Origin of the sequence: Floridaenema fluviatile BLCC-F154 (assembly GCF_041929135.1) — a bacterium.
GTDB lineage: Bacteria > Cyanobacteriota > Cyanobacteriia > Cyanobacteriales > Aerosakkonemataceae > Floridanema > Floridanema fluviatile.
Map to the genome: position 1 here is coordinate 302300 of NZ_JBHFNS010000019.1, position 17030 is coordinate 319329.

Sequence of the window (17030 nt, forward strand, 5' to 3'; positions counted from 1 at the left end):
TTTATCGTCTTACTTAAAATTTAAATTTTTTCAACATTACTTATTATATAGAGCGATCGTTAACTAAGTACTTTCCCCAATCTTTCATTTAATTAAAGATTAACTAATATTCTCTAGATTGATGTTAAATTCTAATAGCTGAGTCAGAAGTAAAGCGATGGGAAAACAGGGACTTTTTGTGGGATTGGTGACATTAGACTTAGTTTATTTAACGTCAAGTCTGCCCGGTGTAAATGAAAAAATTGTTGCCTTGGATTATACTGTAACCGCCGGGGGACCAGCAACAAATGCCGCTGTAAGCTTTAGTTATTGGGAGAATAAAGCCAAAATTTTAGGCTTAGTGGGACAGCATCCAATTACTCATTTAATTCGCTCTGATTTAGCAAATTATCGTGTAAAAATTCAGGATTTAGATTCAACTCGAATAGATGCACCGCCAGTATCTTCTATTTTAGTGACTAATTCTACAGGCGATCGCGCCGTAATTTCGCTCAATGCCACTAAAACCCAAGTAGCCGAGTCAAATATTCCTATTGACATCTTACAAGATATAGACATTATTTTAATCGATGGTCATCAAATGGCAATCAGTAAAAAAATTGCCGAACTCGCCCCTGGCAAAAATATTCCCCTAGTAGTAGATGGTGGCAGTTGGAAACCTGGATTTGAGGAGTTGTTACCATTAGTAAACTATGCAATATGTTCAGCTAACTTCCATCCCCCTGGTTGTGAAACAACAGATCAAGTAATCGCTTACCTAGCGGCATTAGGTATTCCTAATATTGCCATTACCCAAGGAGAAAAACCAATTAAATATCTATCGAAAGGCATAGCTGGAACCATAGAAGTTCCCCCAATCAAACCAATAGATACTTTAGGTGCAGGAGATATTTTTCATGGAGCCTTTTGCCATTATATTTTCCACCAAGATTTTCTCCCGGCTTTGCAAGAGGCGGCTAAAGTTGCGGCGAAATCTTGTCAATATTTTGGCACAAGACAGTGGATGTCTCAAAAAATTTAGTAACGATTGTAGCAGATATGTACTGCTAGCAAAGCATAAATAAGAAAGACAAAATCTCAGTTAAATAAATTCCGGTTTTGTCTATAGCAGTTCTCATAATGGTGAGGTATACATATTGTAGGGGCGGGTTTAGCTGAAATCCTTGCTGAGTGAAAGATATACCAATCAAAACCCGCCCCCAAATGTACCGCATCCAAACGAGAAACGGTATATTATCTAGTAAAATCTTGGTTAATGAAACAAACTCAGGATTAGCTTGCACTCAACTGGCTGACACCAAAGGATAGCATCAATAAACAACTGCCAAAATTATAAGGAAGTTTAGTAGTGTTGAAAACTTTAGGAAAAGACCAATTTGAAGGGTTAGAAGAAGTGATGGCGATCGCCAAATCAGTAGGTTGGGGCGCAGCGGATATCTTGCGCTCTTATTACCGGGGCGAACCCGATCGCGGCGACTTAAATATCCAAGAGAAAAAAGAAGGGCCAGTCACAGCAGCCGACATAGTAACAAACCAATATATTCTCGATAATTTACAAGCCAGTTTTGGCAACCAAGACTTTGGTTATCTCACAGAAGAAACATATAAATTCCAATCAAAAGGAGTCATGTCTCCCCCATTATCCCAAGACTGGATTTGGATTATTGACCCCTTAGATGGCACTAGAGATTTTATTGAACAAACAGGCGAATATGCCATACAAATTGCTTTAGTTTATCAAAATCGTCCTGTAGGTGCGGTAGTAGTTTGGCCCGAAGCAGAAAAATTATATTATGCCCTTAAAGGCAGCGGAACATTTGTGGAAAACCGCCAAGGAAATCCTACTCGCGTTACAGTTTCTCAACGCCAAAATATTGCAGATTTATCATTAGTAGTCAGTCGCACTCACCGAGATGAAAGATTTAATAAGTTGTTGGAAGAATTACCCTGTAAAAATAAACAATACGTTGGCAGTGTTGGTTGCAAAATTGCCACGATCATTGAACAAAGAGCCGATGTTTACATTTCCATTTCCGGGAAATCTGCCCCCAAAGATTGGGACATTGCCGCACCAGAATTAATTCTCACTGAAGCTGGAGGAAAGTTTACTTATTTAGATGGCTCTCCCCTAAATTATAATCGCGGAGATGTAAATCAGTGGGGTTGCTTAATTGCTAGCAATGGTTACTGTCATCAAGAATTATGTAATCAAACAAAAGAAATTCTCGAAAAAATAGACGCTTAAAAATTAAGGTAGCGGTGCGTTAGCGCAGCGTTTTCTAAAATGCTACAGGCTATACGCACCCTACAAATTAATTAATTCGTGTTGCTATTACTGCATAAAAAGGATCGCCACCACCAGCACCCATTAACTGTAAAATTTTGGGAACAGTGGAAGCACGAATAATTACTTCCGGTTCGCTAAAACCAGGAACTAAAGTAAAATAGCGTTTGACTAATTCCACTCGACCAATTTCCGAGTTATCGCGCCATGCAGTAATAGCTTTTTGGTAAAACATTCGGTTAGAAAAGCTAATAACTGCGATTCCACCAGGTTTGAGAATGCGATGAATTTCTGAGAAAATAGCATCTGGATATTGCAAATACTGCACAGAAACACAGTTAAGAACTGCATCAAAATCTCGATCTGGTAAAGGTAATTTTGGATTTTGATTGAGGTCTTGCACAAAGTAATGATTTAAGCGAGAATTACGTGCTAGTTCCTCCTCATTCATTCCATGACCTTCCACATGAGCGAATTCGATCGCATCTGGCAAGTGCGAAACCCAACTACTCATCATATCAAAAATGCGAGTATTAGGTTTTAACCTTTCTTGATACAAATCAGTTAATTGCTGAATAAACCCATCATCGACATGAGTCACAAAACGAGGAAAAGAGTAAAACAGAGAATCATCTGTATCATCTAACTTTGTGCGTTGATTAGGTCGCAGTAGCATGAGTTTAAAGTTATAAAACAGCACCTACTTAGTAATTATAAATAAATGTAACGAAAGCAGGTAGGGGAGATGGGGAAGATCCTTTATTTACATCTTTAACTCTTCCTAGTTCCCTACCTCTCTACTGCTGTTTTCTTAAGTTGCGCGGGAATCAACTTGTTGGAGGATTTCTTCAACTTGTTTAGCTTTGGAAAATTCCTTGCGTTTGATGAATAATTCTCTGGCTTTTCTTAGATTAGCAACGCCTTCATCTTTGTTACCTTGTTGTAAAAAGGCTAGTCCTAAATTAGTTAAAGCGTCGGGATATTCAGCATTAATTTTTAAAGCTTCATTCCATTGTTCGATCGCATCTGATAATTGACCTTGCTTAGCTAAAGCGACACCCAAAGAGTTGCGAGCGACAGCGTGTTTCGGATTAAGTTCGATCGCTTTACGATATTCGGCGATCGCTTCTTCTCCTCTACCTTGGCGCTCCAAAATGATTCCTAACCTTAAAAAAGGAGTTGGTTCCTTGGGAAAAGAAGTAGTTAATTGTCTAAAAATCTTTTCCGCATCGGCGATATTTCCCTGGCTATAAAGGTCAGTACCATAACTGACCATTTGCCCATAACCAGAGACAACATCTGTGCAATTTTTCTTATTATCAGTAGCATTGACAACGCATTTTTGTAACTTATCTTCCTTGACTTCATAATCACCTGGAGTTGCAGAAGAGCGAGGTTGAATTTGTCTTGGCGTTCCACCTGGTTGAACTCGCAAACTATCCGCTTGTGCAAAGCTAGGTTGAGCTAACATCAAAGCCGATCCTCCCCAACCAGCTAAAATGCCCACAGCCATCCAAATGAGAGGCTGATTTAATTTCTTATTGACACGGTTGTTAACTTTCATAATCCTGATGCTGACTCCTCCACAATTAGCAATAGTTCCAGTTTAAGTTGAGGAAGGTCAGCTTGCACTGGAACTGATAATTTTTGACGATACTGCATTGCCTTTTAACATATTACTTTTCCTTAGTCAAGTTCTGCCTATTGGATGAGTTATTAATGTTATATGCAAAATAAAAATAGTGTAATCAAAGGTACTAAATCACAATGCAATCAACCACAGAAAAAATCCAGGCAAATTTGCCACCGTTAATTCCCCGTGAAATTCTATTTGGCAACCCGGAAAAAACCAGCCCCCGACTTTCACCAGATGGCAAATACTTGGCGTATATTGCTCCTGACGAGAATAACATTTTGCAAGTTTGGTTGCGAACGATCGGACAAGAAGACGACCAAATCATTACCGCAGACAAAAAGCGGGGGATTCGGATTTTCTTCTGGACTTATCACGCTGACCAGCTAATGTATATGCAAGACTCGGACGGCGACGAGAATTTTCACCTTTACTTAGTGAATATTAAATCGAAAATTGTCCGAGATTTAACGCCATTTCAAGGTGTCAAAGCACAACCAATTGAACTCGACCCCAAATTCCCCAATTTAGTATTAGTGGGAATGAACTTAAACGACCCGCAAACCTTCGATGTTTTTCGCATTAATTTAGAAAATGGTGCGGTAGATTTTGACACCAAAAACCCCGGTAATATTGTTAGTTGGACAGCTGATGCTGAGTTCCAAATTCGCGCCGCAACTGCCAGCACAGCTGATGGCGGTTCCGAATTATTATTTCGAGAAAACACTGATAAATCTTGGGAAACATTGCGTCATTGGAGCCCCGATGAAGAAGGTGGCGCTGTGGGTTTTTCTGCTGATGGCAAAACCCTTTACATTGAAGGCAATCATGATGCCAATGCCCAACGTTTAATTGCTTTCGATCTTGCTAATCGTCAAGAAAATGTAATTGCCCAAGACCCACAATATGATATTGGTGGGGTAATGGTGCAACCGATAACGCGAGTTATTCAAGCAGTTTCTTTTTACAAAGATAAGCAGGAATGGCAAATTTTAGACGAAAGTATTGCCGGAGATTTTGCAGAAATTGCTAAAGTTATGGCGGGAGAGTTTTTTATCAGCAGTCGGGATTTAGCTGATAAAAATTGGCTAGTTGCTTACATGAATGATGATGGCCCGGTTTACTATTACGCCTATAATCGGGAAACAAAAACTAGCACTTTTCTGTTTAGTAATCAGCCGAAATTAGAAGGATTGCAGTTAGCAGCAATGCAACCAATTTCTTATCAAGCCAGAGATGGTTTAACCATTCATGGTTACTTAACTACTCCGGTCAATATTGCGGCTGAGAATTTGCCCACTATTCTATTAGTTCATGGTGGCCCTTGGGCTAGGGATACTTGGGGTTATGACCCGGAAGCCCAATGGTTAGCGAACCGCAGTTATGCGGTTTTGCAAGTGAATTTCCGCGGTTCTACTGGTTACGGCAAAGACTTCGTAAATGCTGCTAATCGGGAGTGGGCTGCTAAGATGCACGATGACTTAATTGATGCTGTCAATTGGTTGGTGGAAAAGGGTATTTCCGATCGAGAAAAAGTTGCCATTATGGGCGGTTCTTATGGTGGATATGCCACATTAGTTGGTTTAACTTTTACGCCGGAAGTGTTTGCTTGTGGGGTGGATATTGTTGGCCCTAGTAATTTGATTACTTTGCTGCAAACTATTCCTCCTTATTGGGAACCAATTAAGGCACAAATGTATCATCGGATTGGTAATTTGGAGACGGAAGCGGAGTTTTTGCAATCGCGATCGCCTTTATTCTTTTGCGATCGAATTCAAAAACCTTTACTAATTGGTCAAGGTGCTAACGATCCCAGAGTAAAACAATCAGAAAGTGACCAAATTGTTGCAGCCATGAACAAAGCAAATTTACCTGTAGAATATGTGCTTTACACTGATGAAGGTCACGGTTTTGCCCGTCCCGAAAATCGCTTACATTTTTACGCTGTTGCTGAAGAGTTTCTCGCCAAACATTTAGGCGGTAGGTTTGAATCAGCAACTAATATCCAGGGACATTCTGCTGTGATTAAATAAATTAGTAGGGTGGGCAATGTCCCAATACTTCTCGGTTAAGCATTTTTTGCCTTTGTAGGGGCGAAGCATTCGGACAGAAAATCTAGGGTTTGAGTCATAAATTGTCGCCCGAATGCTTCGCCCCTACTCTTAACCGAGCAGTATTGGGCAATGTCCCACCTTACCTAAAATCTAAAATACTCAAACAAGCAGGTAAAAAACCGGAGAAATATAGTAGAAGATGAAGTTGATTTTTCGATCGGGAAACCTTGAATATCTATATCAGTTTGGGAATGCTAAGTACCTGGGGCAATAATTAAATCATTTAAACGAAATTTGGCAATTTGGGTGATTTCGGTTAATGCCTGTGCCACTTCTACTTCCGGCGAATTTTTAATTCTATGTTCAAAAGCAGTTAAAATACTATCTTTGGTGTGATTTTTCACCGCAATAATAAAGGGGAAACCAAATTGCTCTTTATAAGTTTCATTCAGCGAATTAAAGCGTTCATATTCTTCCAGCGTTAATAGATCTAAACCTACACCAGCTTGTTCTTTTACAGAAGCTTCTGCCATTTTTGCTTGAGTTCCTAAGTCGGGATGGGCGCGAATTACGCTTAATTGTTGTTCTTTGCTGGCTGTTTGGACAACTTCTACCATAGTTTGATATAGGGCGGCTAAGTCAGCGAAAGGGCGTTTTTGCCAAGCGTTTTTTGCTACCCAAGGTGAATCTTCAAAGATTTCTCCTAAAGCTTCAGTAAAAGCTTCTTGATTCATTTCATTGAGTTGAGAAAGTGTGTATTCCATAGTTGATTCCTCATCTAGTTGCTGAGATCTCCGACTTCTTGAAGAAGTCGGAGATCTAGATTAATTTAAGCACGTTCCATCCAACCGCGCATTTTACCAGGATTCATTAAACCGTAAGGATCGACCATTTCTTTAAATTTGACTTGGGCGACATCTACAGTTTTTCTGCCACCGTCCTCTAAAATATGGACGTGCGGATTCGGAACGAAAATTCCCCTTGCTTCGTGATAGTGAATAATTTCGTTCAAGCGTTCTTCTGTGGTGAAACGAATTACTTGTAAGCCAGCAGGAACAGCAATACCACCAACGCGCAAAAATTCCAAGTGCATCATTACTTCGTCACCGAAATGATGATATAATTCTTCAACTAAGGAGAGGCTTTTATCGGGGGGAAAAACGCTTTGCAAATATGTTAAAGAAGTATCGACATTGCGAGCGTGCAAAGTTGTATGATTCCAGGTAAATTCGGCAAGATGAAAACCTTTTCCTGCGTCTTGGGCTAATTTTTGATATGTAATTTTGCCGCCAAATTCTGCAACTAAATCTTGTAAGGGTTCTAAACTGGTTTCTGATACCATTAATAGGGCGGCGTGGGTGTTGTCTGGAAGGTACGATCGCAAAGCCACAAAATAACTAGGTATCGGCCATGCTGTAATACAAATTAACTTTTTAATCATCCCATCAGCATCAGCCAAAGCTTGCCCAAATTTGGCAGCAGTCATAAAATCATGAAAAGTTACAATGATTTCTGCCCAAGGATATGCTGCTGCTAAGGGAATTTCTAACTCGGTAATAATACCATTAACGCCCCAAGCATGATTGACTTTTTGCACATCATCTCCCCGCAATTCAATTACACGGGGTTGGTCTTCCATTGTGATAACTTTTAATGCTAAAAGATTACCGCGATCGCCAAGTAAGCCATAATTAATTGAACCAATTCCCCCACTTCCCCCAGCAATAAAACCTCCAATTGTTGCAGTTCGATAAGTAGAAGGTGCCATTCGCATTTCCCAGCCAATTTCTCTGGCTTTTTTATCTAACTGCGCCAGTTTTACTCCCGCCTCTACTCTGGCTACCCCCGGCTTCACCCACAAAATTTCCTGTATTCGCGTCATGTCAAGGATGACACCACCATGTAAAGGTACACATTGCCCATAATTCCCTGTTCCCGCACCGCGCACGGTTAGTGGTATTTTATACTTGACACAAGCTGCTGCTACCTGGATAACTTGAGCTTCATTCACCGGACGAACTACTACATCTCCTGTTTTTCCAGCTAGCTTCGGTTGTAATATAGGACTAAAAGTATGATAATCCTGAGAAAGCTTAGTTACCTGCACTGGATCGGTAATGGTCTCAATTTCAGGAAATAAAGTGGAAGTATCCCAGTCATTTGGTGTTATTGGAGTGGATGTCATAACCGTAAATTGTCTTTTCTCAATATTAAAATGCCTTTTTCAGTAAATATCGCGCTTTGCCAGCAATTTATTGGCTGTAGCATGAGAAATTAGCCGACATTTTCCAGTTGACCACGAATTTACGCGGATTAGCATAAATTTTTCTGGGTATTTATTTAATTAATGTAAATTTAAATAAAATAACTCTAATTTCCTAAATCGATCGAAAAAATAAAGTAAAATTATATACAGAGATATATAAAAAATTTTTCAGTTTTTTAGGATACAAGCTAGAGGAAAATACTGACAACCAGATAAGAGTAACATCATAGCTTATCGGAGTAATTAGATTAAGAGCATGGCTCAACAAGAAGGTAAAACAACATCTAACTTACAAGAAGTAGAAGCTGCTTCACTCAGTGCAGAGGAGAGCTTGCTAAATCGAATTGCTACTAAAATCCGTCGTTCCTTAGAGTTACCAGAAATTTTGACAACGACGGCTGAGGAGATTCGAGCTTTTTTAAGTACAGATAGAGTAAAAATTTATTCATTTCATACTGATGGAAGTGGGGAAGTAATTGCAGAGTCTATCTACGGTTGTCGTTTACCTTCTTTATTGGGGTTGCGTTTTCCCGCGGATGATATTCCTCCCCACGCACGTCAGTTATTTTTGAAAGCTCGTCAAAGGGTAATTGTTGATGTAGCTGCTGGGCGAAAAATTCTCAGTCAATTAGATTGTCCGCAGACAGGAGAAAGTTTAATTTCGGAAGATATTCGTTACTGTCCAGTAGATGAGTGTCATCTAGAATATCTGTCTACAATGGGGGTGCGTTCTTCGTTAACTGTACCAATTTTGCACCAAAATCAACTTTGGGGTTTGTTAGTTTCTCACCATGCAAAAGCGCGGCGCTATTCGGAAAGAGAGTTAAAAATTATTCAATTGTTAGTCGATCAATTATCGATCGCGATCGCCCAATCTAATCTCCTAACTCGCACCCGCAATCAAGCAGAACACGAAGCAACAATTAATCAAATTAGCCAAATTTTACACTCACCAATCAACATTTTAAAAATTCGCCAAACTGTCCTTGAGCAAGCAGTTAAAGTTCTTAATGGTTCGGGAGGCAGATTATATATTACCCCCGATTGCATGGGGCAATCCGCACAAATTTTCACCTGTGGCGAACAAGTAAATCTAATAGAAATTGAAGAAACACCTTGGTGGCGAAGAATTCTTGAATCGGCAAAAACTGAGTCAACAGAATTTATAGATAGCTCTTTTATTCCTCCAAATTGGGGAGTCATAGATCCCCCGGTAAAAGCCAATTTTTTGTCAAATAATTCCCGGGAATATCCTGAAGTAATAACTTTAGATTATCCTGATAGTAAACATCCAGTTTCCCAGATTTATATTATTACAAATATCTACCAAGAGCCTCAATTTCAAGAATTAATTTCCGCTTTTAAATCAACTGAAATTCGCTCTTTGTTGGTGGTTCCACTGCGATATCATCAACAATGTGTTGGCTGTCTTACTATCTTTAGAAATGAGATTCAGACAGAAACATTATGGGCGGGAAGAATCAAAAAAGACAAAAGAAATTCTCGTCCGCGGAAATCTTTTCAAGCTTGGCTAGACATTAAAAAAGGACAAACTAAAGAATGGAGTCAAGATGAAATAAAGTTAGCGCAAGCTTTGGGATTACATCTTTATATGGCGGTGCTGCAAAAGCGTGTGGAAGATACTATTAAACATCAAGCTTCCCATGATTCACTTACAGGTTTACCTAATAGATTGCTCTTTAATACTCGCCTTTCTTTAGAATTAGCCCACCAGCATCAAGGTGGCAAAATGCTAGCAGTAATATTTCTTGATTTAGATTATTTTAAAAACATTAATGATACTCTTGGTCATGCAACAGGCGATGAATTATTGCAAAAAGTTGCCCAAAGATTGCAAGCTTGTTTGCGGGAAGGAGATTTAGTAGCTCGTTGGGGAGGAGATGAATTTACCATTTTGCTACCCGTGATTCAGAGTACAGAAAATGCAGTTAATATTGTCGAGCGAATTCTGCACGTAATTAGTGCTCCTTTTGATTTTAAAGGTCAAGAATTTTATGTAAAAGCTAGTATTGGAATTGCTTTTGCTCCCTACGATGGCGAAGATGCAGAAACATTGCTGAAAAATGCCGATGCTGCTATGTATAAAGCTAAGCAAAAAGGGCGGAATAACTATCAAGTATATACTCCGGCGATCGGCAATAAAGCCCTAGAACGCATGGTGCTAGAAAATAACTTGTACAAAGCCTTACAAAGAGAAGAATTTTTATTACATTACCAACCCCAGTTAGACTTAAATACAGGCGAAATTATGGGGATGGAAGCATTAATTCGTTGGCAATCTGTGGAAAAAGGATTAATTCGCCCAGATCAATTTATTCCGGTTGCTGAAGAAACCGGATTAATTTTTCAAATTGGCGAATGGGTATTAAACACAGCCTGCGAACAAAACAAAATTTGGCAAGAGGCTGGTTTACCTCCAATACGCATTGCAGTTAATCTTTCTGCTCGACAATTTCAGCAACCAGATTTGGTAAAAACTATTGCTAAAGCAATTAATGAAACAGGCTTAAATCCAGAGTGTTTAGAAATCGAAATTACTGAGACTATTGCCATCCAAGATATAGATTTTACAATTGGAGTGCTGCATTCTTTAAGAAATATGGGAATTCATATTTCTATGGATGATTTTGGCACGGGTTACTCTTCCCTGTGGTCGCTGAAAAGGTTTCCTTTAGATAAACTGAAAATCGATCGCTCATTCATTAACGACTTAATGTGTAACTCTAAAGATGCAGCAATTATTAGCGCGATCATTGATTTAGGACACGCATTAAACTTAAAATTAATTGCGGAAGGAGTAGAAACAGCTGAACAATTACAATTTTTGCGATCGATCGATTGTGATGGTATCCAAGGTTATTTGTTTAGTCCGCCTCTCACGGCTAAAGCTGCTACCGAAATTCTCAAGAATCAAACTAAAACCTTACTCAAGCCAGATGGCTTACCTCCCGATCGTTTGGCTTAATAAGCATAAATTAAAATCAAGGCAATTACCAAGGTTGATGAGCAAATGAACGACCAAGAAGAAACTTTCCCACAATCAGAAATATTTACCATCCCCCAAGCACCACCTGGGTTTAAATCCGGTTTTGTCGGCATTATTGGTCGTCCCAATGTGGGTAAATCTACCTTAATGAATCTATTAGTTGGACAAAAAATTGCCATCACTTCGCCAGTAGCCCAAACAACTCGCAATCGTCTGCGGGGAATTTTAACTACAGACAAAGCCCAAATCATTTTTGTTGATACTCCCGGTATTCATAAACCGCATCATCGCTTAGGAGAAGTTTTAGTCCAAAATGCCCAATCTGCAATTCAATCAGTAGATGTATTAGTGTTTTTGGTGGATGCTTCCCAAGAGGCGGGAGGAGGCGATCGTTTTATTGTTGAACTATTAGAAAAAACCAAAACTCCCGTAATTTTAGGATTGAATAAATCAGACCTCCAACCCACAGATTTTCAACTAATTGATGATAGTTACAGCCAAATAGCTAACACTTTTAATTGGCATTTAGTCAAATTTTCCGCCCTAACTGGCGCAGGAGTCGAAACACTCCAAGACTTACTAATTAGTAAATTAGAACCTGGCCCTTATTATTATCCCCCTGATTTAGTCACCGATCAACCAGAACGTTTTATTATGAGCGAATTAATTCGCGAACAAATTTTGTTACTAACTCGCGAAGAAGTTCCTCACTCAGTAGCAGTGACAATGGAAAAAGTCGAAGAAACCCCAACAATTACTCGCGTTTGGGCAGTAATCCACGTTGAACGTGATTCGCAAAAAGGGATTTTAATCGGCAAAGGTGGCGGAATGCTAAAAGCAATTGGTAGCGCCGCTAGAGAACAAATGCAAAAGTTAATTGCTGGAAAAATCTATTTAGAATTATTTGTGAAAGTGCAACCGAAATGGCGACAATCTCGCCTACGTTTGGCTGAATTCGGTTATAAAGTCGAAGAATAATCGCAGAAAAAAGTAGCCTGTATCCCTAAAGTCATCCCATAAAAGGTAAGTTGTTGCGCTTCAGTGCCTTTCTTTCGCACTGAAGCGCAACAGCCTACCGAGAAAAATTTTTTCAAAATGTTGAAAAAATTAGTAGAATTATAATATTAGGTATAATATTTTCCTGAAGCTAGCAAAATCTGAATAAACTATGACTTTATCTTCCAAAGTTCAGATATTTGGGGAATTCTTAGAAAAAATCCCTGTAAGTAATGAGTATCTTACACTAAATTTTTCCCCTAGCTCTGCGGCGCGGAAGCGTCGCTGGGAGCATAATGGGATATCGGCTGACTTTTTAGGTGATTACTTCGCAGCTTTTTTCCCTGGTAATGCTAGTTCAGAGAACAAAATTAATCGGAAAAATACAGTTAAAAGTATAGTTAGTTTTATTGCTAATGAACTTTTAGAAAATGCGGTTAAGTATAGCGATCGCTCAGCTAATTTACCAATTACTATTACCTTATATTTGTATGAGCAAGAGTTAATTTTTCAAGTAACTAATTATTCTCAGCAAACCACTGTAGAAAAATATCAAAACTTTATCCGCGAACTGTTAAATTCCGATCCCGATGAATTGTATACTCGCCAACTGGAAAAAACCGCAATGGGAACAGGGGAATCTAATATTGGTTTATTAACCATAGTTAACGATTATTCTGCCCGCTTAGGTTGGAAATTCGACCATTTACCCCCAGATTCGACAATAGTTCATGTAAGTGTGATAGCACGTTTTAATATCTAAGCTAAATCACTAATGTATAATTTACTAACTCAACAAGCAATGAAATTCAACAAACAGCAAGTAAATACTATTAAGTTGGCAAGGAGTAGATAATTGCTGGAAATTAAAACAGACGACTACCAAATTTGGCACGATACAGAAACATCAACTGTGTTTTTCCGCGGCTTCTTACGATTAGCGGGAATGGAAGAATATCGACCTGTCATGGAATTATTAATGACAGTGATTGAGAAAACGCCAAACTTTACAATTAACTTGCAAGAGTTAGAGTTTCTCAACAGTTCGGGAATTAGTATGCTTTCCATGTTTGTCATCAAGGTGCGAGAAAAAGGTAATGTAAATCTGGTATTACAAGGTTCAGAAAAGATACTTTGGCAAACCAAATCTTTAAAAAATTTACAACGGTTGATGCCAGGAATTAAACTAGAATTTATTTGATGCAAAATGGGAGATGACGGAGCGATCGCTAATCATCAAGAATCTCCTCTCTTGGCGGAGATGGAAAAACTTCGCCAAGAAATTAGTGAATTGAAGCAAAAAAATATCGATTTAGAAATTTCCCTAGCTACAGCTATTGAACATGGTGATTTAATCGAAAATCAATTGCGCCAGACAGAATATAGATATCGAAGTATATTTGAAAATGCTGCTGAAGGTATTTTTGTAATTTCCCCAGAAGGTAAGTATTTAGATGCTAACTTGGCATTAGCAAAAACGTATGGTTATGAATCAGTGACAGAATTAATTGAAACAATCACTGATGTTAGACAAGAATTATATGTCCAACCTCAGCGTTGGGATGAACTCCGAGCTTATCTGAATGGCTTTGATTCTGTTACCGAATTTGAATCAGAAGTTTATCGCAAAGATCGCAGCAAAATTTGGATTTCGGAAAATGTCCGGGCGATTTACGATCTTGATGGTTCTTTGCTACATTATGAAGGAAGCGTTCACGATATTGGCGATCGCAAAATTGCTGAAGCCGAACTTCGTCAACAAAGATTACTCTCAGAACGTTTATTATTAAATGTTTTACCTCAACTAATTGCCGAACGTTTAAAACGCGGTGAAAAAACGATCGCAGATAGCTTTTCTGAAGTCACAGTTTTATTTGCCGATATCGCCAACTTCACTGCTATTTCTTACCAAATTTCTCCTAAAGAATTAGTAGAATTGCTCAACAATATTTTCTTTACCTTTGACTCTTTAGCAGACAAACATAAAGTAGAAAAAATTAAAACTATTGGCGATGCTTACATGGTAGTCGGTGGATTACCCAAACCAAGAGTCGATCATCTGGAAGCGATCGCAAATATGGCATTAGATATGCTGCAAGAAATTAGCAACTTCTTTACTCCAAATAATGAACCAATTACCCTGAGAATTGGAATTCACACAGGTCCAGTTGTTGCTGGAGTGATCGGTAAACGCAAATCAGCTTATGATTTATGGGGCGATACTGTTAATATCGCTAGTCGCATGGAATCCCAAGGCAAAGCGGGTTATATTCAAGTTACGCAAACCGTTTACGATTGTTTAAAAGAAAATTATTACTTTCAAGAACGCGGGATCATTCCCATTAAAGGCAGAGGTTTAATGACTACTTATTGGTTGCTAGGTCGCAAAGTTAAGGATTGAGGTTTAAGCGCGGATAGGTAGGTGTTTTTTTTCCCGGCTGACTTTTGGTGGCTGAAGTCTTTGCTAAGTCAGTGTTTGAGTTTTTTGGCGTGGCGATCGGTTCCGCGCAAATTCTGAAATCCTCTCTCTGCTTGCGTTTGTGGCTTTTCCCTCTCTTCTCTCCTTGACAAGATAATCGCTAAAATTGTATCTTTATAGTTGATTCGCGCAACTGAACCTTGAAAATTAAATATACTAAGGTTTCTGGGGTCTTGCTATTGCAATTTCAATTAATCCCTTTCAGGGATTGAAACCGCAAGAGTTCGTGATCGAGGAAACCGAGCGAATCAATTGCAATTTCAATTAATCCCTTTCAGGGATTGAAACCTTTTACTTAGGAACCTTTTAACCTGAAATTTAAATTGCAATTTCAATTAATCCCTTTCAGGGATTGAAACAGCGGCTAGCTGCTTCATCTTCTGGACGATCGCCTAATTGCAATTTCAATTAATCCCTTTCAGGGATTGAAACTCTTCTTGCACAAATTCTTGAGGGCCAGAAAGGATATAAGATTGCAATTTCAATTAATCCCTTTCAGGGATTGAAACGCGCTTTTTGGCAGCTTGTGCGATCGCTTCTTCAATTAATATTGCAATTTCAATTAATCCCTTTCAGGGATTGAAACAAAATCCGACACCAAACAAAAAATTAGACGTTAGAATTGCAATTTCAATTAATCCCTTTCAGGGATTGAAACATCAATTAACTGCTCAGGTGGAGGCAAAGGCAAATCTACATTGCAATTTCAATTAATCCCTTTCAGGGATTGAAACAAATCAAGGATCGCACACGCGCACGCGCGTAACACATTGCAATTTCAATTAATCCCTTTCAGGGATTGAAACTTTTGAGGTGATTTTATGGCTCTTACTACGATTAACCCGATTGCAATTTCAATTAATCCCTTTCAGGGATTGAAACGCTTCCATTAAATCTCTAATGCAATGTTCAGGTAATCCACGATTGCAATTTCAATTAATCCCTTTCAGGGATTGAAACTACCGTAATCTTCGGCAAAAGCAATCACTCGGTTTCCTAATTGCAATTTCAATTAATCCCTTTCAGGGATTGAAACTTATATTTAGTACAAATGATTTAACATTAAAATATTGCAATTTCAATTAATCCCTTTCAGGGATTGAAACTGGTGCTACACTTGCCACAGATTAAAACTCCTGTAAATAATTGCAATTTCAATTAATCCCTTTCAGGGATTGAAACGCATGACTACCACTAAGCTTTGGGAACTGCTGATTGCAATGATTGCAATTTCAATTAATCCCTTTCAGGGATTGAAACTGTTTTTGGTGTGGGAGAAGACAAGTGTGGAACCGTATTGCAATTTCAATTAATCCCTTTCAGGGATTGAAACGCACTAGAGGCAATGACTGCTTACCTCTGTAAATCAATTTAATTGCAATTTCAATTAATCCCTTTCAGGGATTGAAACTAGTAAAAGATAAATACAGTGCGGTGACTATGCTAGAAATTGCAATTTCAATTAATCCCTTTCAGGGATTGAAACGCTTGCGATCGATACTGTTTTAGTGGCTGAAGGATACTCGAATTGCAATTTCAATTAATCCCTTTCAGGGATTGAAACATTAACTAAACCGGGTTCAAAAAATTTACTCGACCCGATAATTGCAATTTCAATTAATCCCTTTCAGGGATTGAAACTTTAGCCGATCGCTTGCGAGTGCAATTTTAGAAAAAGTGGTAATTGCAATTTCAATTAATCCCTTTCAGGGATTGAAACGCGATTATCTTCACCATTACCCGATTCGTAGGACTGGGATTGCAATTTCAATTAATCCCTTTCAGGGATTGAAACGAACCAATACAACTTTCGGCAGGTGGATGGGGAGGATTGCAATTTCAATTAATCCCTTTCAGGGATTGAAACTAGCTTTCACTCGCTGTGCAGCATCTAGCTTAATCTGCATTGCAATTTCAATTAATCCCTTTCAGGGATTGAAACGGAGCGCACAAAAAGAGATTAGAAACTAGGCTCAATGATTGCAATTTCAATTAATCCCTTTCAGGGATTGAAACAAGCTGTAATCTTCAATCCAATCAGCAACATCTAGTCCCATTGCAATTTCAATTAATCCCTTTCAGGGATTGAAACGGTAGATGCAAACTTATTCTTGAGAACTTTCCCCAAACCAATTGCAATTTCAATTAATCCCTTTCAGGGATTGAAACGTATGCTTCCTCAATCAGCTTTTGTGCGTGATCTAAGGGAAGGAATTGCAATTTCAATTAATCCCTTTCAGGGATTGAAACGTGCTTCCAGGAGAGAAAGGAGCAACTATTGAGAAATCATTGCAATTTCAATTAATCCCTT

The 17030-nt window shown here is 38.7% G+C and carries 12 protein-coding genes and 1 CRISPR repeat array (1 of these 13 cut by a window edge); of the genes, 8 read left to right on the forward strand and 4 right to left on the reverse strand.

Going from position 1 to position 17030, the window contains the following annotated elements:
- Positions 1 to 157: 157 nt before the first annotated feature.
- On the forward strand, positions 158 to 1021 hold the full coding sequence (locus ACE1B6_RS05460; protein WP_413256233.1) for a sugar kinase: 864 nt from the start codon (positions 158 to 160) through the stop codon (positions 1019 to 1021).
- Positions 1022 to 1396: 375 nt separating this feature from the next.
- On the forward strand, positions 1397 to 2245 hold the full coding sequence (locus tag ACE1B6_RS05465; RefSeq protein WP_459562975.1) for a 3'(2'),5'-bisphosphate nucleotidase CysQ family protein: 849 nt from the start codon (positions 1397 to 1399) through the stop codon (positions 2243 to 2245).
- Positions 2246 to 2312: 67 nt separating this feature from the next.
- On the opposite strand, the gene ACE1B6_RS05470 is transcribed toward ACE1B6_RS05465, so the two are convergent.
- Both ACE1B6_RS05470 and ACE1B6_RS05475 read right to left on the reverse strand, forming a co-directional pair.
- Positions 2313 to 2960, reverse strand: coding sequence for a class I SAM-dependent methyltransferase (locus ACE1B6_RS05470; RefSeq protein WP_413256235.1), 648 nt, complete (start codon positions 2958 to 2960; stop codon positions 2313 to 2315).
- A gap of 135 nt (positions 2961 to 3095) precedes the next feature.
- Positions 3096 to 3848 (reverse strand): tetratricopeptide repeat protein, encoded by a 753-nt coding sequence (locus ACE1B6_RS05475; protein ID WP_413256236.1) that lies wholly within the window; start codon positions 3846 to 3848, stop codon positions 3096 to 3098.
- Positions 3849 to 4051: 203 nt separating this feature from the next.
- Here ACE1B6_RS05475 and ACE1B6_RS05480 point away from each other — a divergent pair, with 203 nt between their 5' ends.
- Entirely contained in the window at positions 4052 to 5950 is a 1899-nt protein-coding gene (locus tag ACE1B6_RS05480) for a S9 family peptidase (RefSeq protein ID WP_413256237.1), read from the forward strand.
- A gap of 275 nt (positions 5951 to 6225) precedes the next feature.
- Here the strand turns inward: ACE1B6_RS05480 and uraD are convergent, their stop codons facing one another.
- Positions 6226 to 6735, reverse strand: coding sequence for a 2-oxo-4-hydroxy-4-carboxy-5-ureidoimidazoline decarboxylase (uraD, locus tag ACE1B6_RS05485; protein ID WP_413256238.1), 510 nt, complete (start codon positions 6733 to 6735; stop codon positions 6226 to 6228).
- Between the two features lie 65 nt (positions 6736 to 6800).
- A complete protein-coding gene (locus tag ACE1B6_RS05490) occupies positions 6801 to 8156 on the reverse strand; it encodes an FAD-binding oxidoreductase (RefSeq protein WP_413256239.1) in 1356 nt (451 codons plus the stop codon).
- A gap of 337 nt (positions 8157 to 8493) precedes the next feature.
- Between ACE1B6_RS05490 and ACE1B6_RS05495 the strand changes: the two genes are divergently transcribed.
- The 5 genes from ACE1B6_RS05495 to ACE1B6_RS05515 all read left to right on the forward strand — a co-directional run bounded on the left by ACE1B6_RS05495 (position 8494) and on the right by ACE1B6_RS05515 (position 14641).
- Positions 8494 to 11223 (forward strand): EAL domain-containing protein, encoded by a 2730-nt coding sequence (locus ACE1B6_RS05495; RefSeq protein WP_413256240.1) that lies wholly within the window; start codon positions 8494 to 8496, stop codon positions 11221 to 11223.
- Between the two features lie 45 nt (positions 11224 to 11268).
- Positions 11269 to 12222: a GTPase Era gene (era, locus tag ACE1B6_RS05500; protein WP_413256241.1), complete on the forward strand. Its 954-nt coding sequence runs from the start codon at positions 11269 to 11271 to the stop codon at positions 12220 to 12222.
- A 190-nt stretch (positions 12223 to 12412) separates the two neighbouring features.
- Positions 12413 to 13003 carry a slr1658 family protein gene (locus ACE1B6_RS05505; protein ID WP_413256242.1) on the forward strand — a complete coding sequence of 197 codons (591 nt, stop codon included), beginning with the start codon at positions 12413 to 12415 and terminating at the stop codon, positions 13001 to 13003.
- Positions 13004 to 13099: 96 nt separating this feature from the next.
- Complete coding sequence (locus ACE1B6_RS05510; RefSeq protein WP_413256308.1) at positions 13100 to 13441, forward strand: slr1659 superfamily regulator; 342 nt, start codon at positions 13100 to 13102, stop codon at positions 13439 to 13441.
- Positions 13442 to 13447: 6 nt separating this feature from the next.
- On the forward strand, positions 13448 to 14641 hold the full coding sequence (locus ACE1B6_RS05515; RefSeq protein WP_413256243.1) for an adenylate/guanylate cyclase domain-containing protein: 1194 nt from the start codon (positions 13448 to 13450) through the stop codon (positions 14639 to 14641).
- Between the two features lie 256 nt (positions 14642 to 14897).
- Positions 14898 to 17030: direct repeats of the CRISPR family, unit length 37 nt; unit sequence ATTGCAATTTCAATTAATCCCTTTCAGGGATTGAAAC (it continues 897 nt past the right edge of the window).